We start from the raw sequence: 24,563 nt of genomic DNA, 5'->3' as shown, positions 1-24,563 counted from the left end.
ACACCTGCACGGTAGACTGTGGCGGTTGCAACCGAGGAACGCCATGCACCGGTATATCGTCTACCTGCTCGCCATCCTGCTGTTTCCCCTGTGCCTGTGGCTGGCCACGATCTGGCCGGCCTGGTACTGGGGCGTCGGCCTGACCGCCGCGATGGTGGCACTGGGCACCTGGGACCTGCTGCAGAAGCGCAGCACCCTGCGCCGCAACTATCCGGTGATGGCGCACTTCCGCTACGGCCTGGAATCGATCGGCCCGGAAATCCGCCAGTACTTCGTGCAGAGCGACCTGGAGGACGTGCCGTTCTCGCGGCAGCAGCGTGCGCTGATCTACCAGCGCTCCAAGAACGAAATGGACACGGTGCCCTTCGGCACCCTGCGCAGCACCTATGCGGTGGATTACGAGTGGATCAACCATTCGCTGGCACCCACCACCATCGCCGCGCATGATTTCCGCGTGCTGATCGGTCCCACCTGCGCCAAGCCCTATTCGGCCAGCGTGTTCAACATCTCGGCGATGAGCTTTGGTTCGCTGTCGGCCAACGCGATCCGCGCGCTGAACGAAGGCGCGCGCCGCGGTGGCTTCTACCATGACACCGGCGAGGGCTCGATTTCGCCCTACCACCGCGAGATGGGGGGCGACCTGGTCTGGGAAATCGGCTCGGGCTACTTCGGCTGCCGCGACGAGAAGGGCGGTTTCAGCGAAGAGCGCTTCATCGCCAATGCCACCCAGGATCAGGTCAGGATGATCGAGATCAAGCTGTCGCAGGGCGCCAAGCCCGGCCACGGCGGCGTGCTGCCGGCACCGAAGGTGACCGCCGAGATCTCTGCCACCCGCGGCGTGCCGATGGGCGTGGACTGCGTGTCGCCCTCGCGCCATTCGGCATTTTCCACGCCGGTGGAGCTGCTGCAGTTCGTGGCCCGCCTGCGCGAGCTGTCCGGTGGCAAGCCGGTCGGCTTCAAGCTGGCCATCGGCCATCCGTGGGAATGGTTCGGCATTGCCAAGGCCATGCAGGAAACCGGCCTGCTGCCCGATTTCATCGTGGTCGATGGCGCCGAAGGTGGCACCGGCGCGGCCCCGGCCGAGTTCGTCGACCATGTGGGCGTGCCGATGCACGAGGCGTTGCTGCTGGTGCACAACACCCTGGTGGGCCTGGACCTGCGCGAGCGCATCCGCATCGGTGCGGCCGGCAAGATCACCAGCGCGTTTGAAATCGCCCGCACCATCGCGCTCGGTGCGGACTGGTGCAACGCCGGCCGCGGCTTCATGTTCGCCCTGGGCTGCATCCAGTCGCTGAGCTGCCACACCGACAAGTGCCCGACCGGCATCGCCACCCAGAACCCGGCGCGCTGGAAGCACCTGGATGCGCCGGACAAGGCCACGCGCGTGCACAGCTACCACGAGCACACGCTGCACGCGCTGAAGGAGCTGCTGTGCGCCGCCGGCCTCAACGACCCGGCCGAGCTTGGCCCGGAGCACATCCTGCGTCGCGTTTCGCCTGTCGAGATCCGTTCGCTGGCCTCGCTGTACCGCTACCTGGAACCGGGCGAGCTGCTGCACAAAGTGCCGGACCACGCGGTGTTCCACTCGTTCTGGGCCGAAGCGCGCAGTGATTCGTTCCAGCCGCCGCCGCGCATCCAGGCGTTGCGCGCGAGCAAATCACGGTAACGTGTTGTGTAGAGTCGAGCTTGCTCGACTGCTTTTCGATCAACAAAAGCAGTCGAGCAAGCTCGACTCTACGGAGATGCATCATGCAGTTCAGGACCGGCACGGCCGATGACGTAGCGATGCTGTGGGCACTGCGCACGCGCTGCGTGCGCGAAACCTGCAGCAGCCATTACCCACCCGAGGTAATTGCACCCTGGTCGGCCTCGCCGCCGCCGGCGCAGTACGCGCGCCTGCTGGCGCAGGGGGGCTGCGTGGTGGCCGAGGACAGCCAGGGCGGCCTGCTGGGTTTTGGCGTATTCGATGCCGAAGGCAACGAGGTCGATGCGCTGTTCGTCGATCCGGACAGGGGCGGGCAGGGCATCGGCCAGGCGCTGATGCAGCGCTTGCTGGCGCTGGCCGACCCCGCGCGCGACGTGGTGCTGTCGGCATCGCTCAATGCAGTGCCGTTCTACCAGCGCCAGGGGTTCATCGCCGGAAATGAGGAGGCCTACCCACACCCCAGCGGCGTGGCCCTGGGCTCGGTACGCATGCACCGGAAACTGTAGAGCCGAGCCCACGCTCGGCTGCTGTTGATTGGAGCCGAGCATGGGCTCGGCTCTACAGAATCCGGGTCAGCGCCCGGCAAGCCACGCGATGACGCCTTCGGCCGCGCGCTGGCCACTGGCATAGCACGCCGTCAGCAGGTAACCGCCGGTCGGCGCTTCCCAGTCCAGCATCTCGCCGGCACAGAACACGCCGGGCAGGGTGCGCACCATCAGGCCGTCATCCAGCGCCTGCAGGCGCACGCCGCCGGCGGTACTGATCACCTCGGCCATCGGCCGCGGGCGCAGCAGGCGCAACGGCAAGCGCTTCAGCGTGGTTGCCACGGCCGGCAGATCGTTGCCGGCCTCCTTGCCCAGGATCTCGAACACCAGTGCGGCTTTCACCGCATCCAGCCCGGCCTGGCGGCGCAGGTGCTCGCCGAAGCTGCGGCCCTTGCGCGGGCGCGACAGGTCGGCCAGCAGGCGCGCTTCATCGCGGCCCGGCACCAGATCCAGCCACAGGGTGGCGTGTCCCTCACGGTTGATGGTCTCGCGCAGGTCCGCAGCAAGGGCGTAGACCAGGCTGCCTTCGATGCCGTATTCGCTGGCCACGCATTCGCCCTGCAGCGACTGCGGCTGGCCCTGCAGGTCGATCCAGTGCGCGACCACCGCCTTCAGCGGTGCACCGGCATTGCGCTGGGCAAAGAACGGGGTCCAGTCCACGTCGAAGCCGCAGTTGGCCGATTGCAGCGGGGCGATGTCCACGCCGCGCGCCTGCAACGGCGCGACCCAGGCGCCATCGCTGCCCAGTTGCGGCCAGCTGCCGCCGCCCAGCGCCAGCACGGTGGCGTCGGCGTGCACGTCCACCGGGCCGTCGGCGGTGCTGAAGCACAACGCGCCATCATCGCTCCAGCCCGTCCAGCGGTGGTTGGCGTGCAGGCGCACGCCCTGTTCCTTCAGCCGCCGTACCCAGCCGCGCAGCAGCGGCGCCGCCTTGCGGTCGACCGGGAACACGCGGCCGGAACTGCCCACATAGGTCTCCACGCCGAAGCCGGCCGCCCAGTCACGCAGCGCCTGCGCGTCAAAGCCGTCCAGCCAGCGGCCGACCGCGGCGGACTGCTCGCGGTAGCGGCTGTCGAACAACGGGCGCGGGTCGGAATGGGTCAGGTTGAGACCGCCCTTGCCGGCAATCAGGAACTTGCGGCCGGGCGAACCCTTGGCTTCGTACAGGTCCACGTCCAGCCCTGCCGCGCGCAGGCGCTCGGCGGCGAACAGTCCGGCCGGGCCGCCACCGATGACGGCGACCCGGCGCGGCGGTGCGGCATTACGGTTTGACATCGAGCAGCTCGACATCGAACACCAGCGAGGAACCGGCCGGGATCGGGCCGACGCCGCGGTCGCCATAGCCATAGGCCGGCGGGATCATCAGGGTGCGCTTGCCGCCCACCTTCATGCCGGCCACGCCTTCATCCCAGCCACGGATGACCTGGCCGGCGCCGAGCGTGAAGGTGAACGGTTCGCCGCGGCCGACCGAGCTGTCGAAGGTCTTGCCGTGCTTGCTTTCGGTGCGCTGGTCGTAGATCCAGCCGGTGTAGTGCACGCTCACCTTCTGCCCGGGCACGGCTTCGGCGCCGGTACCGACCTGGGTGTCGATGCGCTCGAAGGTGGCCAGGGTGCCACCCGGCGGCGGACCGGACGGTTCGCGGGCACAGCCGGCGGCGACAAGGGACAGCAGCAGGGGAAGCAGCAGGCGGCGCATCGGCGTCTCCGGGATGGGCGGTGTCGGGGGCGGCAAGGGTAGCGCATCAGCGCCGGGTATCATGGTGGCATGGCCAAACTCCTGCTCAATCTCCGCAACGTCGGTGACGACGAATACGCCGATGTATGCACGCTGCTGGACCAGCATGGCATCGCCTGGTACCGCACCGAACCCAGCCCGTGGGGCATTTCCAACGGCGGCCTGTGGCTGAGCGAGGATGGCGACCAGCCGCGGGCGAAGGCGCTGATGGCCGAGTACCAGGCGGCGCGCGGGGTGCGCGTGCGCGCCGAGCGCGAGCAGGCACTGCGCGAGGGCACGGCCGAGACGTTCGGCAGCCTGTTGCGGCGGCGGCCGGTGTTCGTGGTGCTGGTGCTGCTGGGCATGATCGTGGCGGCGGCGCTGGTGCTGCTGCCGTTCGTGCTGTTGCGGGGCTAAGCCCCCGAGGTAGTGCCGGCCGCTGGCCGGCAAGGGCTCGGATCCCTCCGCCGCGCGGAGGGCTCTGACCCCTGAATCTGTCCATGCGGCCGACAGGCGCTAAAATGGCAGGATGATCGCCAATACCGCTGCCTACCACTTCGCCGTCATCGACGCCCCCCAGGCCCTGTGCGACCAACTGCTGGCGCGCGCCGAGGCGGCGGAGCTGCGCGGAACCATCCTGGTGGCGGGCGAGGGCCTGAACCTGTTCCTGGCCGGGGCGCCGGAGGCGATCGAGGGTTTCTACGCCGCCCTGCATGACGATGCGCGCTTTGCCGGCATGCGGGTCAAGACCAGCTTCAGCGAGCACCAGCCGTTCGCGCGCCTGAAGGCGAAGGTGAAGGACGAGATCATCAGCTTCCGCCGCGATGACGGCCAGCCGCTGGAGTACCCGCGGGCGCCGGCCGTGGACCCGGCCACCGTGCAGCGCTGGCTGCGCCAGGGCCATGACGATGCAGGCAAGCCGGTGGTGATGCTCGACACGCGCAACCTGCAGGAAGTGGAGTACGGCACGTTCAAGGACGCACTGGTGCTGCCCATCCACAAGTTCACCGATCTGCCGGAGGCCCTGGCGCCACACCGCGAGGCGCTGAAGGACAGCACCGTGGTCAGCTTCTGCACCGGTGGCATCCGCTGCGAGAAGGCCGCCCTGTGGATGCTCAACGACGGCATGGACAACGTGCTGCAGCTTGACGGCGGCATCCTTGGTTACTTCGAGGAGGTCGGCGGCGAGGGCTACGAGGGCCGCTGTTTCGTGTTCGATGAGCGCGTGGCGCTGGATGCCGCGCTGCAGCCGATGGTGGACGAGCCGCTGGCCGAACCGCGCCCGAGCGCGTTCTGACCGCGCTTCGGCTGACCGCGCTTCGGTAGAGCCGGCCGCTGGCCGGCTGCTTTTCACCGCCCAACGGCAGCCGAGCATGGGTTCGGCTCTACACCCATCCCGCAGGAATCAGCATCCTGCCACCGTCACTGGCCGTGGCCCCGTCCCGACCCCATGCATGGGGACATCCTGTGACGGAAATACGCCTGATGATCCCGTTGTCGATCCTCGACCTGGCCCCGGTCTGCGAGGGCAGCGATACCACCGCCGCCTTCGCCAACATGCTGGAACTGGCCCAGCACGCCGATGCGCTGGGCTACCGCCGCTACTGGCTGGCCGAACACCACAACATGCCCGGCATCGCCAGCGCGGCCACCGCCGTGCTGATCGGCCACGTAGCCGGCGGCACGAAGCGCATCCGCGTCGGCTCCGGCGGCATCATGCTGCCCAACCACGCGCCGCTGCAGGTGGCCGAGCAGTTCGGCACGCTGGCCTCGCTATACCCCGACCGCATCGACCTGGGCCTGGGCCGTGCACCTGGCACCGACCAGCCCACCGCGCGCGCCCTGCGCCGCTACTTCGACAGCGCCGACCAGTTCCCGCAGGACGTGCGCGAGCTGCTGCATTACTTCGAACCGGTGCAGCCCGGCCAGGCCGTGCAGGCCGTGCCCGGTGGCGGCCTGCGGGTGCCGACCTGGATCCTTGGTTCCAGTCTGTTCGGTGCGCGCATGGCCGCGTCGATGGGCCTGCCGTATGCCTTTGCCTCGCATTTCGCGCCCGACTCGATGGACGAAGCGCTGGCGGTCTATCGTCGCGAATTCCGCCCCTCGGCCACGCTCAAGCAGCCGCACGCGATGCTGGCGCTGAATGTCGTGGCCAGTGACAGTGAAGCCGAATCGCGCCGGTTGTTCACCAGCCAGCAGCAGAGCTTCGTCAACCTGCGCCGCGGCCGCCCGGGCAGGATCCCGGCGCCGATCGACGACATCGAAACCTTCTGGGAGCCGCACGAGAAGCTGGGCGTGGAACGCGCGCTGGCCTGCACCGTGCTGGGCGATCCGCAGCAGGTGGCCGAGGGCATCGCCGCGTTCGTTGATCGCCACACGCCCGACGAACTGATGCTGACCGCCAACCTGTACGACCACCGCGCGCGCCTGCGCTCGTTCGAGCTGGCCATGCAGGCCTGGCATGCCCGCCACGCAGGCTGAACATCTGCATCACGGCGCATTGCACCCGCGCCGGGTCTGATGGGGGCTCCTCATTCCGGAGCCCCCACCATGGCCGATACCCGCGCCGAACACATTGCCCAGCTGGCCGAACTGATCAAGGACGTGGAGGTGGCGATGTTCACCACCGTCGGCGTCGATGGCCGGCTGTACAGCCGCCCGCTGGGCACCCAGCAGGTCGCCTTCGATGGCGACCTCTGGTTCGCCACCGCCGCCGACAGCCCGAAGGTGGCCGAGATCGCGCTCAATCCCCGGGTCAACGTGGCCTATGCCTCGGCGTCGAAGAACACCTACGTGTCGGTGGCCGGGCGCGCGCGCATCGTCGATGACCGGGCGAAGATCGAGGAGCTGTGGTCGCCGCCGATGAAGTTGTTCTTCCCGGGCGGCAAGGATGACCCGAACCTGCGGTTGATCCACGTGCGCGCCGATTCGGCCGAATACTGGGATGGCCCCGGCACGCTGCTGGGCAAGGCGCTGAGTTTCGTGCTGTCGGCGGTGCAGGACGAGCCGGCGCAGCTGGGCGACAACGGGTTCATCGACCTGCGGTGAGGGTCTCATCCACGCCGTGCGTGGACGGTAGTGCCGGCCGCTGGCCGGCATTGCGGCATTCCTGGCAGCGGCCCAGCGGCCGGCTCTACCGGGCGGGGTGTGTGGGGTAGCGCCGGGCCATGCCCGGCGAGCGCAGCGGTCGGCACTCAGAACCAGCGCTGGAACAGCTCCACCGTATAGCCCACCAGCTGTCCCGAACTGAAGCCGAAGAAGGCGATGGCCACCACGCCGGCAATCCAGTTGAACAGCATCAGCGCGCCATCGCGTTCCAGCAGCGCCAGTGCGAACAGCAGCAGCTGGAAGCCGAACAGGAAGTTGGTGAACGGGATCGGCAGCGACAGCAGTACGCCCAGCAGGACCAGCAGCAGGCCGGTGAATGCATGCGGCGGCAGCGGAACCAGCAGTTGCGGCATGCGCGGCGAGAGCATGCGGTCCAGCCGCCGCAGCGGCCGGTCGATGCGGTCCAGGAAGGTGTGCATGGTGCCGCGCTTCGGCCCGCGCCGGGCGATGAAGCCCGGCAGCCAGGGCTTGCGCCGGCAGAACAGCATCTGCAGGCCGATCAGAACCACCAGCGGCCCGCTGACCGCGCCGCCCATGCCCGGGATCGGGATGAAGGAGGGCAGGATGGCCACGAACAGGAACACGCCGAAGGCGCTCTGCTGCAGGTCCTTGAGAATCTGCCCGAGGGGCATGTGCTCGGCCGGGTCACCGGAAGCGAACATCGCCAGCAGGGTACGGATGCCCTCGTTGCGGTAGATCGGGCGCTGCTCGCCCGATCCGTCGTCCGGCACGTGGTTCGGATCAGGCGGTGAGCTCATCGGCCTGCTCGTCGGACAGGGTGCGCAGCAGCAGCTTGTCCACGCGCGCACCGTCCAGATCGACCACCTCGAAGCGCCAGCCGGCCCAGTCGAAATACTCGCCCGCATGCGGGATGCGGCCGAAGTAGTGGATGCACATGCCGGCCAGCGTGTAGTAGTCGCCGTCCTCGGCATCAGGCAGTTCGTTGCTGCCGATCAGCTCGCGCAGGTCCTCGATCGGCAGCGAGCCGTCCACCAGCAGCGAGCCGTCCTCGCGGGTCACCACCAGGGCGTCCTCGTCGGCGTTTTCCACCGCCTGCAGGCGGCCGACCACCGCGCCCATCAGGTCGCTGATGGTCACCAGGCCCTGGATCTCGCCGTACTCGTCCACCACCAGCGCCATCGACTGCTGTTCCTCGCGGAAGATCTCCAGCAGCTTCATCGCGTGAGTGGATTCGGAAACGTACAGCGGCTCGCGCAGGGTCTGGAACAGCGCGTTGTCACCGCGCGCCATGCGCGTGGCCAGTGATTTCAGTTCCAGGATGCCGACCACGTCCATGTCGTTGTCGCGCAGTACCGGGTACCGCGAGAACTCGTGCTCGGCCATGATTTCCAGGTTGCGCTCCAGGCCGGCCTGGGTGTCGAGCCAGGCGATCCGGTTGCGCGGGGTCATCAGGCTGTCGGCGGTACGGTCGCCCAGGCGCATGACGCGGTTCATCATGTCGCGCTCGTGGGTATCGATCACGCCGGCCTCGTGGCTCTCGGCCACCAGCATGCGGATCTCTTCTTCGGTCACCTGGGCGGCTTCGTCCTGGCCCAGGCCCATCACCTTCAGCATCAGCTGGGTGGTCTTGGACAGCAGCCAGACGAAGGGCAGGGCCAGCTTGGCCAGCCAGCTCATCGGCATGGCCACCAGGCCGGCGATGGCTTCCGACCGGGTCAGCGCCAGGCGCTTGGGAACCAGCTCGCCGAAGATCAGGGTGATGAAGGTGATCAGGCTGACGGCCAGCACGGTGCCGATCTTGCCGGCATAGGCGAAGCCGGGCATCAGCCCCTCGATCCATCCGCCGAAGGCTTCGCCCAGCGCTTCACCGCCCAGATAGCCGGTCAGGACGCCGATGACGGTGATGCCGATCTGCACGGTGGACAGGAAGCTTTCCGGCTTCTCGGAGAGCTCCAGCGCCTTGGCGGCCCGCTTGGAGGTGGCGGCCATCTGCTTCAGGCGGCTCTTGCGCGAGGTCATGACCGACATCTCGGACATGGCGAAGAAGCCGTTCAGCAGAACAAGCGCGAAAACAATCAGGATCATTTCAAACACGGGCGTCGTCCCCGGTTGGTGGCAGGGAGGGCGGGTGCTTGCAGTGGCGGCAGGCGCTCAGGAACAGGGTCCGGCGCGGCGCAGGGGGGTAAGGGTCGTCGTCCATAAGGTGCGCCCGGGGGCGCGCTGGCATCTTAGCAAACGGCCATGGTTGGGTGGCAACTGCCTGTTCAGGTTGGGGGTTTCCACCCCCTTGTCGGGGGCGGGGATACCCGGAATGGTCATCTAGCCGTCATAATTCGTCCTGGTGCCGTCCTTCCCGCGACGGCTGACAGGTTTCTCAATGTTCTCTCTGCAGACCATTTTCGGTTCCGGCAAACAGTTCTACACCCTGCTTGATGAGGCTGCCGTCGCGGCCAACGACGCTGCCAAGGCACTGCATTCGATGCTGCGCGAGGCCGACCGCCAGCCCGCGCTGGACGCCTTCAAGCTGGCCCGCCTGCGCGAGCGCGCGGCCTCGGACAAGATCAGCCAGGCGCTGGTGGACAGCTTCATGACCCCGATCGAGCGCGAGGACATCGAAGCGCTGGGTTCGGCGCTGTACAAGATCCCGAAGCAGATCGAGAAGTTCGCCGATCGCTATTCGCTGGCCACGACCCATCTGGAGCACATCGACTTCGCGCCGCGCGCGGCGATGCTGGAACAGGCTGCCGGCGTGGTGGTGGAGATGGTGGCCGACCTGCGCCACATGAACCTGGACCGGATGACCGGGCTCAACGAGAAGCTGCGTTCGCTGGAAAACGAGGCCGACCGCCTGATGCTCGAGCTGTACCGCGACATCTATTCGGGCCGCCTGGACAACCTGCAGATGTTCCTGCTGAAGGAATTCTTCGAGATCCTGGAAAAGGCCATCGACCGCTGCCGCGAGGCCGGCGTGGTGGCGTACCAGATCGTGTTGAAGAACAGCTGACGGACGCCGCCGCATGTTGACCCTTGTCCTGGTGGTGATCCTGGCCGCGCTCGTCTTCGAGTTCATCAACGGCTTCCACGACACCGCCAATTCCATTGCCACCGTGGTGGCGACCAAGGTGCTCTCGCCCGGCTGGGCGGTGATGCTGGCCGCGGTCATGAACCTGATCGGCGCGCTGACCGGCACCGCGGTCGCGTTGACCATCGCCTCCGGCCTGCTCAACACCAACGTCGTGGAGGTCACCCCGCAGGTGATCCTGTGCGCGCTGCTGGGCGGCATCATCTGGAACCTGATCACGTGGTGGAAGGGCCTGCCGTCCTCCTCCTCGCACGCCCTGATCGGCGGCCTGTGCGGCGCCGGCCTGGCCGCGGCCCACAACAACTGGGACGCGCTGATCTGGTCCGAGCGCCTGGGCAGCTGGGCGCAGAACAAGGGCCTGCTGTGGAAGGTGTTCGTGCCGATGATCACCTCGCCGATCGCCGGTTTCCTGCTCGGCATCGTGGTGATGGTGCTGCTGTGGGGCCTGATCGCCGGCCTGGCCAGGATCGGTGGTGCCATCGGCCGCCTGGCCCGCCCGCGCATCGTCAACGCGTTCTTCGGCAAGGCCCAGATCGCCTCGGCGGCCTACATGGGCTTTGCCCACGGCCACAACGATGCGCAGAAGACCATGGGCATCATCGCCATGACGCTGATCGGTGCCGAAGCCACCGGTGCGTTGAACGACCTGCCGTCGTGGCTGGCCTTCATGCACCCGGACGCGCACGCCGGTGACGGCATCGCGATGTGGATCGTGCTGACCTGCGCGGTGGTGATGGCTGCCGGTACCGCCTCGGGCGGCTGGAAGATCATCAAGACGCTGGGCCACAAGATGGTCAAGCTGCACCCGATCCACGGCTTCGCCGCGGAGACCAGCTCGGCCACCATCCTGACCATGGCCGCCCACTTCGGCATGCCGGTCTCGACCACCCACAGCATCTCCACGGCCATCATGGGCGTCGGCTTCGCCAAGAACCCGCGTTCGCTGAAGTTCGGCGTGATCGAGCGCATCGTCTGGGCCTGGATCCTCACGATCCCCGCCGCCGGCGGCTGTGCGTACCTGATCCTGAAGCTGTTCGAGCTGTTCGGCTGGACCTGAGGCCAGCAGCCCGATGAACGAAAAAGCCCGCCGGATTCCGGCGGGCTTTTTTCATGGGCAGAGAATTCTCCCGTACCCATCGTGCCGACCAACGGTCGGCACCCACCAACAGACAGCGCCCGGAAACTGTCAGTGGCGGGGTGGGGTGGGCAGGCGGGGGCGCAGAGCGCCATGGATGGCGCTCTACGAGGCACGCAGGAGCGGATTTTGCCGTCCCCCGCCTGCCCACCCCACCTCGCCAACCCACGGAATGCCAGCTCTTGCTGTTGTAGTGGCAGTTGATCCCCAGCGGGTGCCGGGCCGCAGGCCCGGCCACCACCACTACCAATCAGTTGCGCTGGAACAGCGCCTGCACATCCCTGCGGAACGCCGCCTGGCTGTCCGCGCGACTGTAGAACATGTGCCCGCCCGGATAGCTGCGCACCTGCACCCGGTCCGGGTTGCTGCCCATCGCCGGCATCTGGTCCACCGTCAGGATCGACCCCATGAACGGGCACGACAGGTCGTTCCAGCCATGCACGATCAGCACCTGCAGGTGCGGATCGATCGCCACGGCCTGGCGCAGCTGGGTCACCGCCCCCTGGCGCAGCTCGCCACCGCGGTCCCACAGCCGGTTCACGTCGTAGTTCAGCGCCTGGTAGCGCGCATCGACCTTCCACCCGACCACGCGCGTCACGAAGTCGACCATCGCCGTGGTGGTCGGCGCGATGATGCTGTCCAGCAGGGGATCATTGGCGCGCTGTTCCGGATCGTTCGGGAACGGGTCGAACGCGGTCACATTGGAGTCGTAGCGGCTGCCCAGCGTGCCCTTGTCGCGGAACACCTCGCGCAGGTAAGCCTGGGTTTCCAGGCGGCCACCGGCGCGGCGCACGAACTGCGGGTCCAGCCCGGTCAGCTCGGTCACCCGGCGCAGCATCGCCTCGGTCGCCTGCGGATCGCTGCGGCCCTTCATCAGCGCCGTGGCGTAGTCACCACGCGTGTATTCCACCACCTCGCGCATGGCCGCATCGGTCAGCTTGCCCTGGCGCTCCAGGTGCGCCGCGGCAATGGACGGCAACGTCTGCATCCATGCCATCGGCGAAACATCGGCGTTGTCTTCCAGGGTCGGGCTCAGGTACGGCGACACCAGCACCAGGCCGTTCATCGCCACGCCCAGGCGCGTCTGCAGGTAATGGGTGATGCGCGGGCCACGGTAGCCGCCGTAGCTTTCGCCGGTCAGGTACTTGCGCGCGCCCATGCGCTGGTTGCGCAGCAGCCAGTCGTAGATCGAGCGTGACAGGTACTCGATGTCGGCGCTGGGGTTGTACAGCTGCTTCTTCGCTTCATCATCGCTGATGCGCGCGCGGCTGAAACCCGTGCCGACCGGATCGATGAACACCAGGTCGGTGAAGTCCAGCCAGGTGCCGGGGTTGTCGTGCAGGGTGGCCGGTGCCGAGGCGCTGTCGCCTTCCGAGCCGAAGGTGACCACCTTGGGCCCGATCGCGCCCATGTTGAGGTACACCGACGATGCGCCGGGGCCGCCATTGAGAGCGAAGGTCACCGGGCGGTCCTTGCCGGGCATCGTGTAGGCGGTGAACACCACATCGGCGATCACCTTGCCCTTCTCGTCGCGCACCGGCAGGGTGCCGACGGTGGCGGTGTAGTCGAGGGTGCGGCCGGCCAGGCGCATGCTCTGGCGGGCGGAGGCATCGGCCGGCAGCGCGGGCGCTTCGGTCTTTTCCTCCTGGGTGTCGGGCTTGGATTCGGCGGCCGATGCGGTGAAGGCGCAGGCAGGGGCAACGAGCAGGCCGGCGCAGAGCGCGGCGATGTGCAGCAGGGACTTCATGGCACCAGGACGGTAGCGGAAGAGGATCCCGATGCTAGGCCGCCGCCCGGCGCACCGTATGTGTCCAAAGGCATGGCCGCCGGTGCTGGCCCGTTGCGGCCAGATTCGGTCAAGCGGGCAGGGCGCTCCGCGCCTCGTCGTCGGCCAGCAGGCCGTACACGGCCGAATCGGACAACTCGCCCTGGATGCGCCAGCGCTGGCGCAGCACGCCTTCCAGGTGGAAGCCCAGGCGATCGAGCACGTGTGCGGAGGGCTGGTTGCGCGGGTCGATCTCCGCTTCCACCCGATGCAGGCCCAGGGTGTCGAACAGATAGGCAAGCAGGTGCTGCAGCGCTTCGTGCATGTAGCCCTGGCCCTGCTTGCCGGGGGCCAGCAGGTAGCCGATCTCGGCGCGTGCGGCGTCACGGTCCAGCGCGAACACCACGCAGATGCCCAGCAACGGGCCTTCCAGCGATTCGCGAACGGCCAGCTTGAGCTGGGTGCCGGTGGTGTGCGCGGCGAGGTCGTCGTCGATCTGCGCGCGGGCTTCGGTCGGTCGCGTCCACGCCGGATGGTTCCAGAAGCGCATCACGTCCGGGTCGGACTGCAGGGCGAACAGGGCGGCCGCATCGTCACGGCGGATCGGGCTCAGGACCAGCCGCGCGCTGTGCAACGGCAGTCCCGGGAACAGCAGGGAATGGCTGGCCAATACGAGGGTCCACGCAGAGAGACGCGCATTATGGCGCCGCTGGGTTTGCCGATGGGGGCGTGATGTCCGGGGGGCATCAACCGGTAGTGCCGGCCGCTGGCCGGCAACCTCGACTGCCGGCCAGCGGCCGGCACTACCAGAGGATGGCGTCAGGCTTCCAGGGAAGCCAGGTCGCCCTTGCTCTCCAGCCAGCCCTTGCGATCAGACGCACGCTTCTTGGCCAGCAGCATGTCCATCAGCGAACGGGTCTGCTCGCCGTCATCCACCGTCAGCTGCACCAGGCGGCGCGTATCGGGGTGGATGGTCGACTCGCGCAGCTGCGGCGGATTCATTTCGCCCAGGCCCTTGAAGCGGGTGACATTGACGGCGCCCTTGATCTTCTCGCGTTCGATCCTGTCCAGGATCGAGCGCTTCTCTTCCTCGTCCAGGGCGTAGAACACCTGCTTGCCCACGTCGATGCGGAACAGCGGCGGCATCGCCACGAACACATGGCCGGCATCGACCAGCGCCGGGAAGTGCTTGAGGAACAGCGCGGTCAGCAGGGTGGCGATGTGCAGGCCGTCCGAGTCCGCGTCGGCGAGGATGACCACCTTGCCGTAACGCAGGCCGGCGATGTCTTCCTTGCCCGGGTCGCAGCCGATGGCCACGGCCAGGTTGTGCACTTCTTCGGAGGCCAGCACGCTGTTGGACGACACTTCCCAGGTGTTGAGGATCTTGCCGCGCAGCGGCAGGATCGCCTGGAAGTCCTTGTCGCGCGCCTGCTTGGCGCTGCCGCCTGCCGAGTCACCTTCCACCAGGAACAGTTCGGTGCGCGACAGGTCCTGGCTGATGCAGTCGGCCAGCTTGCCGGGCAGGGCCGGGCCCTGGGTGACCTTCTTGCGGACGACCAGCTTCTCGGTCTTCAGGCGCGCGCTGGCGCGCTCGATGGCGATCTGCGCGATCTTCTCGCCCAGCTCCACGTTCTGGTTCAGCAGCAGGCTGAAGGCGTCGTGCGCGGCGCCTTCGACGAAACCGGCGGCCTGGCGCGAGGACAGGCGTTCCTTGGTCTGGCCGCTGAACTGCGGGTCGGTCATCTTCAGCGACAGCACGAACGACACGCGGTCCCACACGTCTTCCGGGGCCAGCTTGACGCCGCGCGGCAGCAGGTTGCGGAAGTCGCAGAACTCGCGCAGCGCTTCGGTCAGGCCGGTACGCAGGCCGTTGGCGTGGGTGCCGTGCTGGGCGGTGGGAATCAGGTTGACGTAGCTTTCCTGCACCAGCTCGCCTTCCGGCAGCCAGGCCACGGCCCAGTCAACGATCTCCGTATCCTTCTTCAGGTTGCCGACGAACAGATCGGCCGGCAGCGACTCGCGGTCGCCCAGCTCCATTTTCAGGTAGTCGCGCAGGCCGTCTTCGTAGTACCAGGTGTCGACTTCGCCGGTGGCTTCGTCGGTCAGCTTCACGGTCAGGCCCGGGCACAGCACGGCCTTGGCGCGCAGCAGGTGCTTGAGCGCACGCACGGCGAACTTGGGCGTATCGAAGTACTTCGGGTCCGGCCAGAAGCGCAGGCGGGTACCGGTGTTCTTCTTGCCGACCGTGCCGACCACTTCCAGCGGCGAGGCGCGGTCGCCATCGCGGAAGGTGATGCGATGCTCGGCACCGTCGCGCTTGATGTGGATTTCGACCAGGGTGGACAGCGCGTTGACCACGCTGACGCCCACGCCGTGCAGGCCGCCGGAGAAGGTGTAGTTGTTGTTGTTGAACTTGCCGCCCGCGTGCAGGCGGGTCAGGATCAGCTCGACGCCCGGGATCTTTTCTTCCGGATGGATGTCCACCGGCATGCCGCGGCCGTCATCGCTGACCTCCACGCTGCCGTCCTTGTACAGGGTGATCTCGATCGAGCGGGCGTGGCCGGCAAGGGCCTCGTCCACCGAGTTGTCGATCACTTCCTGCGCCAGGTGGTTCGGGCGCGCGGTGTCGGTGTACATGCCAGGACGGCGCTTGACCGGGTCAAGGCCGGACAGGACTTCAATATCGGCGGCGTTATAGCGTGCGTTCATCTATCTTCAAAGCGCGGAGCGACGCGCAAGTGTGCGGCGTGGACGGGAATTTTGCACGCCTGCGGTTCAGCCTCGGCGCCGGGGAGGGGGTAAAATGACAGCCGCTGGAATCTGAACGCCGGCGCCCCCATGTCCAAGCCATACCGCGAGGAGGACTCCATGAAGAAGTTGCTGACCATTGCGATCCTGGCCGCTGCCGCCGTTGCAGTGCCGCTGGTGATGGCGCAGAACGCAGGCCCGTCGGCCCCGCAGCAGGGTGACCAGGCGGACAAGGCCGCGCAGTCCGAGGCGGATGCCAAGGCCAAGCGCCGCGCCCAGGCCAATGCCGAAATGAAGGCCAAAGGCCAGCCGGTCCCGCAGCAGGAAGAAGAAGAGGAAGCGCGGAAGAAGAAGTAAGGCGTCCGCCGCCGAGGCTTCTGCCGCAAGGCTCTGGCCCCTGAACGCCCCGCACTGCGGGGCGTTTTCTTTTAGTGGTGACGCCATCTGCCCCTTGGGTTGGCGGCCATCTATCTGTAAACTATGGCTTTCCGGGAGTAGTGCGTGTCCACCATTTGCGAATGGGCTGGACCGGCCATGCGTGGCCTCCAGCAATGCGGGTCGCAGGTGACGGTCGAATTGGCCGGCACGGCCGCCCCGACCTCGCACGATGGTCCCCGTCCGGCGCCTGCCGCCGACCGGTCCCGCACCTCCCTCGCTGCCCCAGCGAACCGGAAAACCCCCTTTCTGCTCCACGCCCGCCCCTCGGGCAGGCGTGGCGCTGCCGTTTTCCATTTCCAGACAGGATGCTTGCAGCCATGACTCCCTTGATTTTCGTAACCGGCGGCGTGGTGTCCTCGCTCGGCAAAGGTATTGCCGCTGCGTCACTGGCCGCCATCCTCGAAGCGCGTGGCCTGAAGGTCACGATGATGAAGCTCGACCCGTACATCAACGTCGACCCGGGCACCATGAGCCCGTTCCAGCACGGTGAGGTCTACGTCACCGACGACGGCGCCGAGACCGATCTCGACCTGGGCCACTACGAGCGCTTCGTGCGTACCCGCCTGAGCCGCAAGAACTCGGTCACCACCGGCCGCATCTACGAGAACGTGATCCGCAAGGAGCGCCGCGGCGACTACCTGGGCGCGACCGTGCAGGTCATCCCGCACATCACCGACGAGATCCGCCGCTGCATCGACGAAGCCACCGAAGGCTACGACGTGGCCCTGGTCGAGATCGGCGGCACCGTGGGCGATATCGAGTCGCTGCCGTTCCTGGAAGCGATCCGCCAGGTGCGCACCGAGCGCGGCCCGGAGAAGGCGCTGTTCATGCACCTCACCCTGGTGCCGTACATCGGCGCCGCTGGTGAGCTGAAGACCAAGCCGACCCAGCACTCGGTGAAGGAACTGCGCTCGATCGGCATCCAGCCGGACGTGCTGCTGTGCCGTTCCGAGCAGGCTGTGCCGGATTCGGAGCGCCGCAAGATCGCCCAGTTCACCAACGTCTCCGAACGCGCCGTCATCAGCGTGCCGGACGTGGATGTGCTGTACCGTATTCCGTCGGGCCTGCATGCGCAGGGCCTGGACGAGATCGTGGTCAACCAGCTGAAGCTGGCCGACAAGGTCGGCCCGGTCGACCTGTCGATGTGGGAGGACGCGGTCGACGCGACCCTGCACCCGCTGGACGAAGTGACCATCGCCGTGGTCGGCAAGTACGTCGACCACCAGGACGCGTACAAGTCGGTCGGCGAAGCCCTCAAGCACGGCGGCCTGCGCCAGCGCACCAAGGTCAACCTGAAGTGGCTGGAAGCGCAGGACCTGGAAGGCACCGACATGGCCGCGCTGGCCGACGTCGACGGCATCCTGGTGCCGGGCGGCTTCGGTGACCGCGGTTTCGAAGGCAAGGTGCTGACCTCGCAGTTCGCCCGCCAGAACAGCGTGCCGTACTTCGGCATCTGCTACGGCATGCAGGCGGCGGTGGTGGACTACGCGCGCCACGTGCTGGGCCTGGAAAACGCCAACAGCACCGAGAACGACCGCCAGTCGCCGGATCCGGTGATCGGCCTGATCACCGAATGGCGTACCGCCACCGGCGATGTCGAGAAGCGCGATGACAAGAGCGACCTCGGCGGCACCATGCGCCTGGGCCTGCAGGAACAGCGCCTGAAGCCGGGCACGCTGGCCCGCGAGCTGTACGGCAAGGACGTGGTCTCCGAGCGTCACCGCCACCGCTACGAGTTCAACAACCGCTACCGCACCCAGCTGGAAGATGCCGGCCTGGTGATCTCGGGCAAGTCGATGGACGACACCCTGGTGGAAGTGGTCGAGCTGCCGCGTGACGCGCACCCATGGTTCCTGGCCTGCCAGGCGCACCCGGAATTCCTGTCCACCCCGCGCGATGGCCATCCGCTGTTCATCGGCTTCATCCGTGCCGCGCGCGAGCGCAAGGCCGGTGGCGCGCTGCTGGCCGAAGCCCGCGCCTGACTTGTGAAGGGGGGCTTCGGCCCCCATCCTGCATGCTTCAACCCCAGCGCGCCGGCCCTGCCGGCGTAGCGGACAACAAGGAAACGCCATGAAACTGTGTGGATTCGAGGTCGGGCTGGACCAGCCCCTGTTCCTGATCGCCGGCCCCTGCGTGATCGAGTCGATGCAGCTGCAGCTCGATACCGCCGGCAAGCTGAAGGAGATCACCGACCGCCTCGGCGTCAACTTCATCTTCAAGTCGAGCTTCGACAAGGCCAACCGTACCTCGGGCACCGCCTTCCGCGGCCCGGGCATGGAAGAAGGCCTGAAGGTGCTGGCCGAAGTGAAGAAGCAGATCGGCGTGCCGGTGCTGACCGACGTGCATGAATACACCCCGATGGACGAAGTGGCCTCGGTGGTGGACGTGCTGCAGACCCCGGCGTTCCTGGTCCGCCAGACCGACTTCATCCGCAAGGTGTGTGCGGCCGGCAAGCCGGTCAACATCAAGAAGGGCCAGTTCCTGGCGCCGTGGGACATGAAGCCGGTCGTGGAGAAGGCCAAGGCTACCGGCAACGAGCAGATCATGGTCTGCGAGCGCGGTGCCAGCTTCGGCTACAACAACCTGGTCAGCGACATGCGTTCGCTGGCAGTGATGCGCGATACCGGTTGCCCGGTGGTGTTCGATGCCACCCATTCGGTGCAGCTGCCGGGCGGCCAGGGCACCAGTTCGGGCGGCCAGCGCGAGCACGTGCCGGTGCTGGCGCGTGCCGCGGTGGCGGTGGGCATCTCCGGTCTGTTCGCCGAGACCCACCCGGATCCGTCCAAGGCCCTGTCCGATGGCCCCAATGCGTGGCCGCTGGACCAGATGGAAGCCCTGCTCGAGACCCTGATGGAGCTCGACGCGGTGACCAAGAAGCACGGCTTCTCGCGCTTCGCGTGAGTCTTGACCCGTGGGCGGCGCTGGAAGCCCAGCGTCGCCGGCGGCATTGGCGCAGCTGGCCGTGGGGCTGGATGGCGCTGGCGCTGTGCGTGCTGGCGTGGGTCGCGCTCGGTTACATGGTGCTGCTGGGAGCTGCCGGTACGCGCATGCCGGGCGATGGTGCGGCCCCGCACTGGCAGGCCACGATGTTCAAGGTTTCCCTTGCCGCGGTCGCCGTGCTGTATGCGGCGAGCCTTGCAAGCACGGTGCTGGGCTGGCGCCTGCAGCGCGCACGCGGTGCCGCTGGGCTGGCCGCGCTGCTGCTGGCCGTGCCGTCGGCGCTGTTGGCCTGGGCCATCCTTGCCCAGCTGTGATGGTTCACCTGCGGGCATTGGCCCCCTTCATGCGGTACCCATTCATACGATGAACCCGACCTCTTCCGCGCGCGTGCCGCGCCGACCGTGGCCCTGGGGCGCGTGCGCGCTTGGCCTTGCCGTGCTTGCCTGGGCGGCCCTCGCTGCCGGGGTGGTGGTGTTCCTGTCTGCGATCGGCATGCCGGGCGATGGCAGCCATGCGCTGGCCTCCAAGCAGTGGATCCTGATGCTGGCGGTGGCCGTGCTGGCGCTGTCCGCGCTCGGCAGCGGGGTGGCCTCGGTGCTGGCCTGGCGCACCCGGCGTGGCCGTGGCACGGCTGCGGTGGCGGCACTGCTGCTGGCGCTGCTGGGCCTGCTGATTGCGGTGCCGCTGCTGGTGCAGGGCGCGGATCCGGTCGTGGCCGACGACACCATTTGGCAAGCGACGGGCAGCCGGGGATAATCACGCGGCATTTCACATTTGTCGCATTCCCTCCTCCAGACAGGTAACCGGTCCGCTCATGAGTACGATCCGCAGCATCCACGCCCGTGAAATCCTCGACAGCCGTGGCAACCCCACGCTGGAAGCCGAAGTCATCCTGGAGGACGGTTCGTTCGGTCGCGCCGCGGTTCCCTCCGGCGCCTCGACCGGTACCAAGGAAGCGGTCGAGCTGCGTGACGGCGACAAGACCCGTTACCTGGGCAAGGGCGTGCGCAAGGCCGTCGAGAACGTCAACGGCGCCATCGCCAATGCACTGAAGGGCTTCGAAGCCGTCGACCAGGCTGGCCTGGACCGTCGCCTGATCGACCTGGACGGCACCGAGAACAAGGGCCGCCTGGGCGCCAACGCGCTGCTGGCCGTGTCGATGGCAGCCGCGCATGCGGCCGCTGCGTCCAGCAAGCAGGCCCTGTGGCAGTACCTGGCCACCAAGACCGGTGCGACCCCGTCGCTGCCGGTGCCGATGATGAACATCATCAACGGCGGCGCACACGCCGACAACAACGTCGACTTCCAGGAATTCATGGTGCTGCCGGTGGGCTTCACCTCGTTCTCCGAAGCGCTGCGCGCCGGTACCGAAATCTTCCATTCGCTGAAGTCCGTGCTGAAGAGCCACGGCCTGAGCACCGCCGTGGGCGACGAAGGCGGCTTCGCGCCGGACTTCCGCAGCAACGTCGAAGCGCTGGACACCATCCTGGAAGCCATCGGCAAGGCCGGCTACACCGCCGGTGAAGACGTGCTGCTGGGCCTGGACGTGGCCTCCAGCGAGTTCTTCGAGAACGGCAAGTACAACCTGGTGGGCGAGAACAAGCGCCTGACCTCCGAGCAGTTCGTCGACTTCCTGGCCGACTGGGCCGCGCAGTACCCGATCATCACGATCGAGGACGGCCTGGCCGAGAACGACTGGGCTGGCTGGAAGCTGCTGACCGACCGCATCGGCAAGAAGGTGCAGCTGGTGGGCGACGACCTGTTCGTCACCAACCCGAAGATCTTCCAGGAAGGCATCGATTCGGGCACCGCCAATGCGATCCTGATCAAGGTCAACCAGATCGGTACCCTCAGCGAAACCCTGGAAGCGATCGCCATGGCCGACCGTGCCGGCTACGCCGCCGTGGTCTCGCACCGTTCGGGCGAAACCGAAGACACCACCATCGCCGACATCTCGGTGGCCACCACCGCCACCCAGATCAAGACCGGCTCGCTGTGCCGCAGCGATCGCGTGGCCAAGTACAACCAGCTGCTGCGCATCGAGGAAGCCCTCGGCGCCAGCGCGCGTTACGCCGGTCGTGACGCGTTCGTTTCGCTGAAGCGCTGAGCCCATGCGCGACTGGCGCTGGCTGCTGTTGCTGCTGGCCCTGCTGCTGGCATGGCTGCAGTACCGTTTCTGGTTCGGCCCGGGCAATTCGGGTGAAGTGATGATGCTCGAAGCCCAGGTCGCCAACCAGGAGCGGGACAATGAAGGTCTGCAGCAGCGCAACGATGCGCTGGCTGCCGAAGTGAAGGACCTCAAGGAAGGCCAGGCCGCCATCGAAGAACGCGCGCGCAGCGAGCTGGGCATGATCAAGCCCGGCGAGAAGTTCTACCGCGTGGTGGAGGATGCGCCGGTTCGCCCGGCGCAGGCTGCACCGGTCGCGGCGCAGGTCGGCGACCACCCGGCGGACGTGCCGTGAGCGCGGCCATCTGGGCGGTCGTTCCGGCCGCCGGGCGGGGCACCCGTTTCGGCGCGCCGTTGCCCAAGCAGTACCTGCAGGCGGGCGGGCAGATCCTGCTCGCCCATACCCTGGATGCACTGCTGGCGCACCCGGCCGTGGCTGGGGCGATGGTGGTGATCGGCCAGGACGATGCCGATTGGCCGGGCTGGACCGAGTGGTCCGGCAAGCCGGTGCTGACCTGCATCGGCGGCGACACCCGGGCCGCTTCGGTGCTGGCGGGCCTGCAGGCCCTGCCCGACAGTGTGCGCGCCGACGAGTTCGTGCTGGTGCACGATGCCGCGCGGCCCAACCTGTCGCTGGCCGATCTGGGCCGCCTGCTGGAAGTGGGGCGTGCCGACCCGGTCGGCGCGATTCTCGCCGCGCCCGTGCGCGACACCCTCAAGCGAGCCGGTGGCGATGGTGGCATTGATGGCACCGAGCCGCGCGAGCGCCTCTGGCGTGCGTTGACCCCGCAGCTGTTCCGCCGCCACCAGCTGGTCCGCGCGCTGGCCGGTGCTGCCGCCAGCGGTGTCGAGGTGACCGACGAAGCCATGGCCATGGAGCGCCAGGGCCAGCGACCGCTGCTGGTGGAAGGCAGCGAGGACAATTTCAAGGTCACCACCCCGGCCGACCTCGACCGTTTCGAATTCGTACTTTCCCGCCGCGCCGGCTGATCGCCCGCGCGGCCCTGCTGCAAGGGTTGCATCCATGAGCACAGCTCCGTTCCCGCCCGTCCGTATCGGCCAGGGCTACGACGTCCATGCCTTCGGCGAAGGCGACCACATCATGCTGGGCGGCATCCGCGTGGCGCACAGCTGCGGCGTGCTTGCCCACAGCGATGGCGACGTCATCCTGCACGCGCTGTGCGACGCCATGCTTGGCGCGATCGCGCTGGGCGACATCGGCCAGCATTTCCCGCCCAGCGACGATCGCTGGAAGGGCGCGGACAGCAGTGATTTCGTCCGCCATTGCGACAGCCTGCTGCGCGAGCGTGGCTGGCGCGTCGGCAATACCGACATCACGGTCATCTGCGAGCGGCCCAAGGTCGGCCCGCATGCACTGGCGATGCGCGAGCGCATCGGCGGCCTGCTGCAGTTGCCGCTGGACGCGGTCAGCGTCAAGGCCACCACCTCGGAGAAGCTCGGCTTCACCGGCCGTGGCGAAGGCATTGCCGCGCAGGCCGTTGTCCTGCTGGTGGCGGCATGATTCCGTTGCCGCTGGCCTTTGGTGCGCCGCTGCTGAGCGCGCGCATCCGCACCACGCCGGACGACTTCCAGGTCGACGAACTGCCGGCCTTCGAGGCCACCGGCGAAGGTGAGCACCTGCTGCTGCACATCCGCAAGCGCGGCGCCAACACGGTGCACGTGGCCAAGGTGCTGGCGAAGTGGGCGGGCCTGCCGGAGATGGCGGTCAGCTACGCGGGCATGAAGGACCGCAACGCGGTCACCACCCAGCGCTTCAGCGTGCACCTGCCCAAGCGCATCGCCCCGGACCTGGCCAGCCTGGCCAGCGACGAGATCGAAGTGCTCGAGGCCACCTGGCACAACCGCAAGCTGCAGCGCGGTGCGCTGGCCGGCAACCGCTTCAAGCTGGTGCTGCGCGACGTGCAGGGCGACGCCGCGGCCATCGATGAGCGCCTGCAGCAGATTGCCGCGCGTGGCCTGCCGAACTGGTTCGGCGAGCAGCGCTTTGGTCGCGACGGCGGCAATGTTCCGGCCGCGCTGGCGATGTTCGGTGGCCGGCGCATGCGCCAGGACCAGCGTTCACTGCTGCTGTCGGCGGCCCGCTCGGCCCTGTTCAACCGCGTGCTGGCCGCGCGCGTGGAGCAGGGCAGCTGGGACCAGCCGCTGGACGGCGAGGTGTGGATGCTCGATGGCAGCCGCAGCGTGTTCGGCCCGGAGCCGTACACCGACGTGCTGGCCGAGCGCCTGGCGCGCTTCGACATCCACCCCAGCGCGCCGCTGTGGGGCGAGGGTGAGCTGCGCAGCACCGAGGCTGCCCGCACGCTGGAACTGGCGGCGCTGGACGATGAGGAGTCGCAGGCCCTGCGTGCCGGCCTGGAAGGCGCCCGCCTGAAGCAGGAGCGTCGCGCGCTGCGCCTGCGTCCTGCCCTGCTGCAGCACCAGTGGCTGGCCGATGACGTGCTGGAGCTGTCGTTCGCGCTGCCGCCGGGCTGCTATGCCACCGCGGTGCTGCACGAACTGGGCCCGGTGGAAGACGCCTCGCAGGGCTGATCGCGGGGCGGGGTCGGGATATCCACGCATGGCGTGGATCTACCGGCATCGCATGAGACGCCGTGACAGGTCGTAGATCCACGCCAAGCGTGGATGCGGGGATCAACGGCGCGCCAGCAACACCAGCACCGCACCGGTGCCGCCCTGGCCGGTCGGCGCCGAGTGGAACGCAAGCACGTCGTTGCGCAGCCGCAGCAGTCGGTCCACCAGGTTCTTCAACACCGGTGCGCCACCATCGGACTGCAGGCCCTTGCCATGGATGATGCGCACGCAGCCGTACTCGTGCGCGTGCGCCTCCAGCAGGAACTGGCGCAGCAGCATCTCGGCCTGCGCGGCGGTCGCGCCGTGCAGGTCCAGTTCGTCCTGCACCGAATACTGGCCACGCTTCAGGCGCTGGAACATGCGCGGCGGCAGGTTGTCGCGGCGGTAGCTGGCGGTGTCGCCGGCTTCCAGCGGGCTGCTGTCGCGCAGCAGGCGGGCGAACTCACCCGCCGCCTCGGCTTCGTCGCGTTCGGCCATGCGCGCGCGCGGCTTCGGTCGCGGCGCTGCGGGCGCCGGCTCGACCTCCTTGCGCAGCGGCTTCACTTCGCCGATGGCCGCACGGAACAGGGCGGCCGGATCTTCATCTTCAGGGTGCGACATGCGCACAGGGTAAACCGCCCGCGCGGGTCTGCCTATGTCGATTCGATGACGCGCATCACCACC

At 67.8% G+C, this 24,563-nt stretch carries 25 protein-coding genes and 1 pseudogene; 18 read left to right on the top strand and 8 right to left on the bottom strand.

Going from position 1 to position 24,563, the window contains the following annotated elements; all coding sequences use genetic code 11:
- The first annotated feature begins 43 nt into the window (after nt 1–43).
- On the top strand, nt 44–1,666 hold the full coding sequence (locus tag AC3WL7_RS00610) for an FMN-binding glutamate synthase family protein (RefSeq protein WP_079221413.1): 1,623 nt from the start codon (nt 44–46) through the stop codon (nt 1,664–1,666).
- Between the two features lie 83 nt (nt 1,667–1,749).
- Nucleotides 1,750–2,211 carry a GNAT family N-acetyltransferase gene (locus tag AC3WL7_RS00605; protein ID WP_492748949.1) on the top strand — a complete coding sequence of 154 codons (462 nt, stop codon included), beginning with the start codon at nt 1,750–1,752 and terminating at the stop codon, nt 2,209–2,211.
- A 66-nt stretch (nt 2,212–2,277) separates the two neighbouring features.
- Here AC3WL7_RS00605 and AC3WL7_RS00600 read toward each other — a convergent pair whose 3' ends face one another.
- Both AC3WL7_RS00600 and AC3WL7_RS00595 read right to left on the bottom strand, forming a co-directional pair.
- Entirely contained in the window at nt 2,278–3,525 is a 1,248-nt protein-coding gene (locus tag AC3WL7_RS00600) for a TIGR03862 family flavoprotein (RefSeq protein WP_492748948.1), read from the bottom strand.
- A complete protein-coding gene (locus AC3WL7_RS00595; RefSeq protein WP_079221416.1) occupies nt 3,512–3,946 on the bottom strand; it encodes an FKBP-type peptidyl-prolyl cis-trans isomerase in 435 nt (144 codons plus the stop codon). The genes AC3WL7_RS00600 and AC3WL7_RS00595 overlap by 14 nt, the downstream gene beginning before the upstream one ends.
- 69 nt (nt 3,947–4,015) lie before the next feature.
- On the opposite strand from AC3WL7_RS00595, the pseudogene AC3WL7_RS00590 reads away from it, so the two are divergent.
- The 4 genes and pseudogenes from AC3WL7_RS00590 to AC3WL7_RS00575 form a co-directional block, all read left to right on the top strand.
- Nucleotides 4,016–4,366 (top strand): annotated as a pseudogene (locus AC3WL7_RS00590) (DUF6164 family protein); the annotation flags it as partial.
- A gap of 127 nt (nt 4,367–4,493) precedes the next feature.
- The gene (locus AC3WL7_RS00585) at nt 4,494–5,261 is read left to right on the top strand and encodes a sulfurtransferase (RefSeq protein WP_492748946.1); all 768 of its coding nucleotides are present in this window, start codon (nt 4,494–4,496) and stop codon (nt 5,259–5,261) included.
- Between the two features lie 188 nt (nt 5,262–5,449).
- Nucleotides 5,450–6,445, top strand: a complete 996-nt coding sequence (locus AC3WL7_RS00580) for an LLM class flavin-dependent oxidoreductase (protein ID WP_108746429.1) — start codon at nt 5,450–5,452, stop codon at nt 6,443–6,445.
- 69 nt (nt 6,446–6,514) lie between these two features.
- The gene (locus AC3WL7_RS00575) at nt 6,515–7,012 is read left to right on the top strand and encodes a pyridoxamine 5'-phosphate oxidase family protein (protein ID WP_079221420.1); all 498 of its coding nucleotides are present in this window, start codon (nt 6,515–6,517) and stop codon (nt 7,010–7,012) included.
- A 146-nt stretch (nt 7,013–7,158) separates the two neighbouring features.
- Here AC3WL7_RS00575 and AC3WL7_RS00570 read toward each other — a convergent pair whose 3' ends face one another.
- Both AC3WL7_RS00570 and AC3WL7_RS00565 read right to left on the bottom strand, forming a co-directional pair.
- Nucleotides 7,159–7,830, bottom strand: a complete 672-nt coding sequence (locus AC3WL7_RS00570) for an exopolysaccharide biosynthesis protein (protein ID WP_492748943.1) — start codon at nt 7,828–7,830, stop codon at nt 7,159–7,161.
- Nucleotides 7,814–9,118 (bottom strand): hemolysin family protein, encoded by a 1,305-nt coding sequence (locus AC3WL7_RS00565; protein ID WP_079221422.1) that lies wholly within the window; start codon nt 9,116–9,118, stop codon nt 7,814–7,816. The genes AC3WL7_RS00570 and AC3WL7_RS00565 overlap by 17 nt, the downstream gene beginning before the upstream one ends.
- Before the next feature lie 292 nt (nt 9,119–9,410).
- On the opposite strand from AC3WL7_RS00565, the gene AC3WL7_RS00560 reads away from it, so the two are divergent.
- Both AC3WL7_RS00560 and AC3WL7_RS00555 read left to right on the top strand, forming a co-directional pair.
- Nucleotides 9,411–10,037 carry a DUF47 domain-containing protein gene (locus tag AC3WL7_RS00560; RefSeq protein ID WP_492748941.1) on the top strand — a complete coding sequence of 209 codons (627 nt, stop codon included), beginning with the start codon at nt 9,411–9,413 and terminating at the stop codon, nt 10,035–10,037.
- A 13-nt stretch (nt 10,038–10,050) separates the two neighbouring features.
- Nucleotides 10,051–11,172: an inorganic phosphate transporter gene (locus AC3WL7_RS00555; protein WP_200734495.1), complete on the top strand. Its 1,122-nt coding sequence runs from the start codon at nt 10,051–10,053 to the stop codon at nt 11,170–11,172.
- A 328-nt stretch (nt 11,173–11,500) separates the two neighbouring features.
- On the opposite strand, the gene AC3WL7_RS00550 is transcribed toward AC3WL7_RS00555, so the two are convergent.
- The 3 genes from AC3WL7_RS00550 to parE form a co-directional block, all read right to left on the bottom strand.
- Nucleotides 11,501–12,997 carry a S10 family peptidase gene (locus AC3WL7_RS00550; RefSeq protein ID WP_492748938.1) on the bottom strand — a complete coding sequence of 499 codons (1,497 nt, stop codon included), beginning with the start codon at nt 12,995–12,997 and terminating at the stop codon, nt 11,501–11,503.
- 109 nt (nt 12,998–13,106) lie between these two features.
- Nucleotides 13,107–13,685 carry a GNAT family N-acetyltransferase gene (locus AC3WL7_RS00545; RefSeq protein WP_492748937.1) on the bottom strand — a complete coding sequence of 193 codons (579 nt, stop codon included), beginning with the start codon at nt 13,683–13,685 and terminating at the stop codon, nt 13,107–13,109.
- Between the two features lie 149 nt (nt 13,686–13,834).
- Entirely contained in the window at nt 13,835–15,724 is a 1,890-nt protein-coding gene (gene parE / locus AC3WL7_RS00540) for a DNA topoisomerase IV subunit B (RefSeq protein ID WP_492748934.1), read from the bottom strand.
- 159 nt (nt 15,725–15,883) lie between these two features.
- Here parE and AC3WL7_RS00535 point away from each other — a divergent pair, with 159 nt between their 5' ends.
- The 10 genes from AC3WL7_RS00535 to truD all read left to right on the top strand — a co-directional run bounded on the left by AC3WL7_RS00535 (nt 15,884) and on the right by truD (nt 23,858).
- Complete coding sequence (locus AC3WL7_RS00535) at nt 15,884–16,120, top strand: hypothetical protein (protein ID WP_108768460.1); 237 nt, start codon at nt 15,884–15,886, stop codon at nt 16,118–16,120.
- A 398-nt stretch (nt 16,121–16,518) separates the two neighbouring features.
- The gene (gene pyrG, locus AC3WL7_RS00530) at nt 16,519–18,183 is read left to right on the top strand and encodes a CTP synthase (protein WP_079221429.1); all 1,665 of its coding nucleotides are present in this window, start codon (nt 16,519–16,521) and stop codon (nt 18,181–18,183) included.
- An 88-nt stretch (nt 18,184–18,271) separates the two neighbouring features.
- Complete coding sequence (kdsA, locus tag AC3WL7_RS00525) at nt 18,272–19,102, top strand: 3-deoxy-8-phosphooctulonate synthase (protein WP_492748931.1); 831 nt, start codon at nt 18,272–18,274, stop codon at nt 19,100–19,102.
- Nucleotides 19,099–19,455 (top strand): hypothetical protein, encoded by a 357-nt coding sequence (locus AC3WL7_RS00520; RefSeq protein ID WP_492748929.1) that lies wholly within the window; start codon nt 19,099–19,101, stop codon nt 19,453–19,455. Before kdsA ends, AC3WL7_RS00520 begins: the two co-directional genes overlap by 4 nt.
- A 49-nt stretch (nt 19,456–19,504) precedes the next feature.
- Nucleotides 19,505–19,897, top strand: a complete 393-nt coding sequence (locus tag AC3WL7_RS00515) for a hypothetical protein (RefSeq protein WP_492748927.1) — start codon at nt 19,505–19,507, stop codon at nt 19,895–19,897.
- A gap of 58 nt (nt 19,898–19,955) precedes the next feature.
- Complete coding sequence (eno, locus tag AC3WL7_RS00510) at nt 19,956–21,248, top strand: phosphopyruvate hydratase (RefSeq protein ID WP_079221433.1); 1,293 nt, start codon at nt 19,956–19,958, stop codon at nt 21,246–21,248.
- Between the two features lie 4 nt (nt 21,249–21,252).
- Entirely contained in the window at nt 21,253–21,603 is a 351-nt protein-coding gene (ftsB, locus tag AC3WL7_RS00505; RefSeq protein WP_079221434.1) for a cell division protein FtsB, read from the top strand.
- Nucleotides 21,600–22,298, top strand: a complete 699-nt coding sequence (ispD, locus tag AC3WL7_RS00500) for a 2-C-methyl-D-erythritol 4-phosphate cytidylyltransferase (RefSeq protein WP_492748924.1) — start codon at nt 21,600–21,602, stop codon at nt 22,296–22,298. Before ftsB ends, ispD begins: the two co-directional genes overlap by 4 nt.
- 34 nt (nt 22,299–22,332) lie before the next feature.
- Nucleotides 22,333–22,830, top strand: coding sequence for a 2-C-methyl-D-erythritol 2,4-cyclodiphosphate synthase (gene ispF / locus AC3WL7_RS00495; protein WP_079221436.1), 498 nt, complete (start codon nt 22,333–22,335; stop codon nt 22,828–22,830).
- Nucleotides 22,827–23,858 (top strand): tRNA pseudouridine(13) synthase TruD, encoded by a 1,032-nt coding sequence (truD, locus tag AC3WL7_RS00490; RefSeq protein ID WP_079221437.1) that lies wholly within the window; start codon nt 22,827–22,829, stop codon nt 23,856–23,858. Before ispF ends, truD begins: the two co-directional genes overlap by 4 nt.
- Before the next feature lie 102 nt (nt 23,859–23,960).
- Here the strand turns inward: truD and AC3WL7_RS00485 are convergent, their stop codons facing one another.
- Entirely contained in the window at nt 23,961–24,500 is a 540-nt protein-coding gene (locus AC3WL7_RS00485; RefSeq protein ID WP_200733027.1) for a Smr/MutS family protein, read from the bottom strand.
- Nucleotides 24,501–24,563 lie beyond the last annotated feature (63 nt).

The sequence above is a fragment of the Stenotrophomonas sp. FW305-3-2-15-E-LB1 genome (assembly GCF_058787375.1).
The sequence above is the reverse complement of the archived record's forward strand: the minus strand, read 5'-3'. Positions and strand labels throughout refer to the sequence as shown.

Bases quoted from the DNA above. Each gene is read 5' to 3' on its own strand.
- AC3WL7_RS00550 (WP_492748938.1), bottom strand. From the start codon at position 12,997: ATGAAGTCCCTGCTGCACATCGCCGCGCTCTGCGCCGGCCTGCTCGTT.
- AC3WL7_RS00485 (WP_200733027.1), bottom strand. From the start codon at position 24,500: ATGTCGCACCCTGAAGATGAAGATCCGGCCGCCCTGTTCCGTGCGGCC.
- AC3WL7_RS00570 (WP_492748943.1), bottom strand. From the start codon at position 7,830: ATGAGCTCACCGCCTGATCCGAACCACGTGCCGGACGACGGATCGGGC.
- pyrG (WP_079221429.1), top strand. From the start codon at position 16,519: ATGACTCCCTTGATTTTCGTAACCGGCGGCGTGGTGTCCTCGCTCGGC.
- AC3WL7_RS00560 (WP_492748941.1), top strand. From the start codon at position 9,411: ATGTTCTCTCTGCAGACCATTTTCGGTTCCGGCAAACAGTTCTACACC.
- AC3WL7_RS00535 (WP_108768460.1), top strand. From the start codon at position 15,884: ATGAAGAAGTTGCTGACCATTGCGATCCTGGCCGCTGCCGCCGTTGCA.
- ispF (WP_079221436.1), top strand. From the start codon at position 22,333: ATGAGCACAGCTCCGTTCCCGCCCGTCCGTATCGGCCAGGGCTACGAC.
- AC3WL7_RS00610 (WP_079221413.1), top strand. From the start codon at position 44: ATGCACCGGTATATCGTCTACCTGCTCGCCATCCTGCTGTTTCCCCTG.
- AC3WL7_RS00600 (WP_492748948.1), bottom strand. From the start codon at position 3,525: ATGTCAAACCGTAATGCCGCACCGCCGCGCCGGGTCGCCGTCATCGGT.
- AC3WL7_RS00580 (WP_108746429.1), top strand. From the start codon at position 5,450: ATGATCCCGTTGTCGATCCTCGACCTGGCCCCGGTCTGCGAGGGCAGC.
- truD (WP_079221437.1), top strand. From the start codon at position 22,827: ATGATTCCGTTGCCGCTGGCCTTTGGTGCGCCGCTGCTGAGCGCGCGC.
- eno (WP_079221433.1), top strand. From the start codon at position 19,956: ATGAGTACGATCCGCAGCATCCACGCCCGTGAAATCCTCGACAGCCGT.
- AC3WL7_RS00515 (WP_492748927.1), top strand. From the start codon at position 19,505: ATGAACCCGACCTCTTCCGCGCGCGTGCCGCGCCGACCGTGGCCCTGG.
- AC3WL7_RS00555 (WP_200734495.1), top strand. From the start codon at position 10,051: ATGTTGACCCTTGTCCTGGTGGTGATCCTGGCCGCGCTCGTCTTCGAG.
- AC3WL7_RS00605 (WP_492748949.1), top strand. From the start codon at position 1,750: ATGCAGTTCAGGACCGGCACGGCCGATGACGTAGCGATGCTGTGGGCA.
- AC3WL7_RS00595 (WP_079221416.1), bottom strand. From the start codon at position 3,946: ATGCGCCGCCTGCTGCTTCCCCTGCTGCTGTCCCTTGTCGCCGCCGGC.
- AC3WL7_RS00565 (WP_079221422.1), bottom strand. From the start codon at position 9,118: ATGATCCTGATTGTTTTCGCGCTTGTTCTGCTGAACGGCTTCTTCGCC.
- kdsA (WP_492748931.1), top strand. From the start codon at position 18,272: ATGAAACTGTGTGGATTCGAGGTCGGGCTGGACCAGCCCCTGTTCCTG.
- AC3WL7_RS00585 (WP_492748946.1), top strand. From the start codon at position 4,494: ATGATCGCCAATACCGCTGCCTACCACTTCGCCGTCATCGACGCCCCC.
- parE (WP_492748934.1), bottom strand. From the start codon at position 15,724: ATGAACGCACGCTATAACGCCGCCGATATTGAAGTCCTGTCCGGCCTT.
- ftsB (WP_079221434.1), top strand. From the start codon at position 21,253: ATGCGCGACTGGCGCTGGCTGCTGTTGCTGCTGGCCCTGCTGCTGGCA.
- AC3WL7_RS00575 (WP_079221420.1), top strand. From the start codon at position 6,515: ATGGCCGATACCCGCGCCGAACACATTGCCCAGCTGGCCGAACTGATC.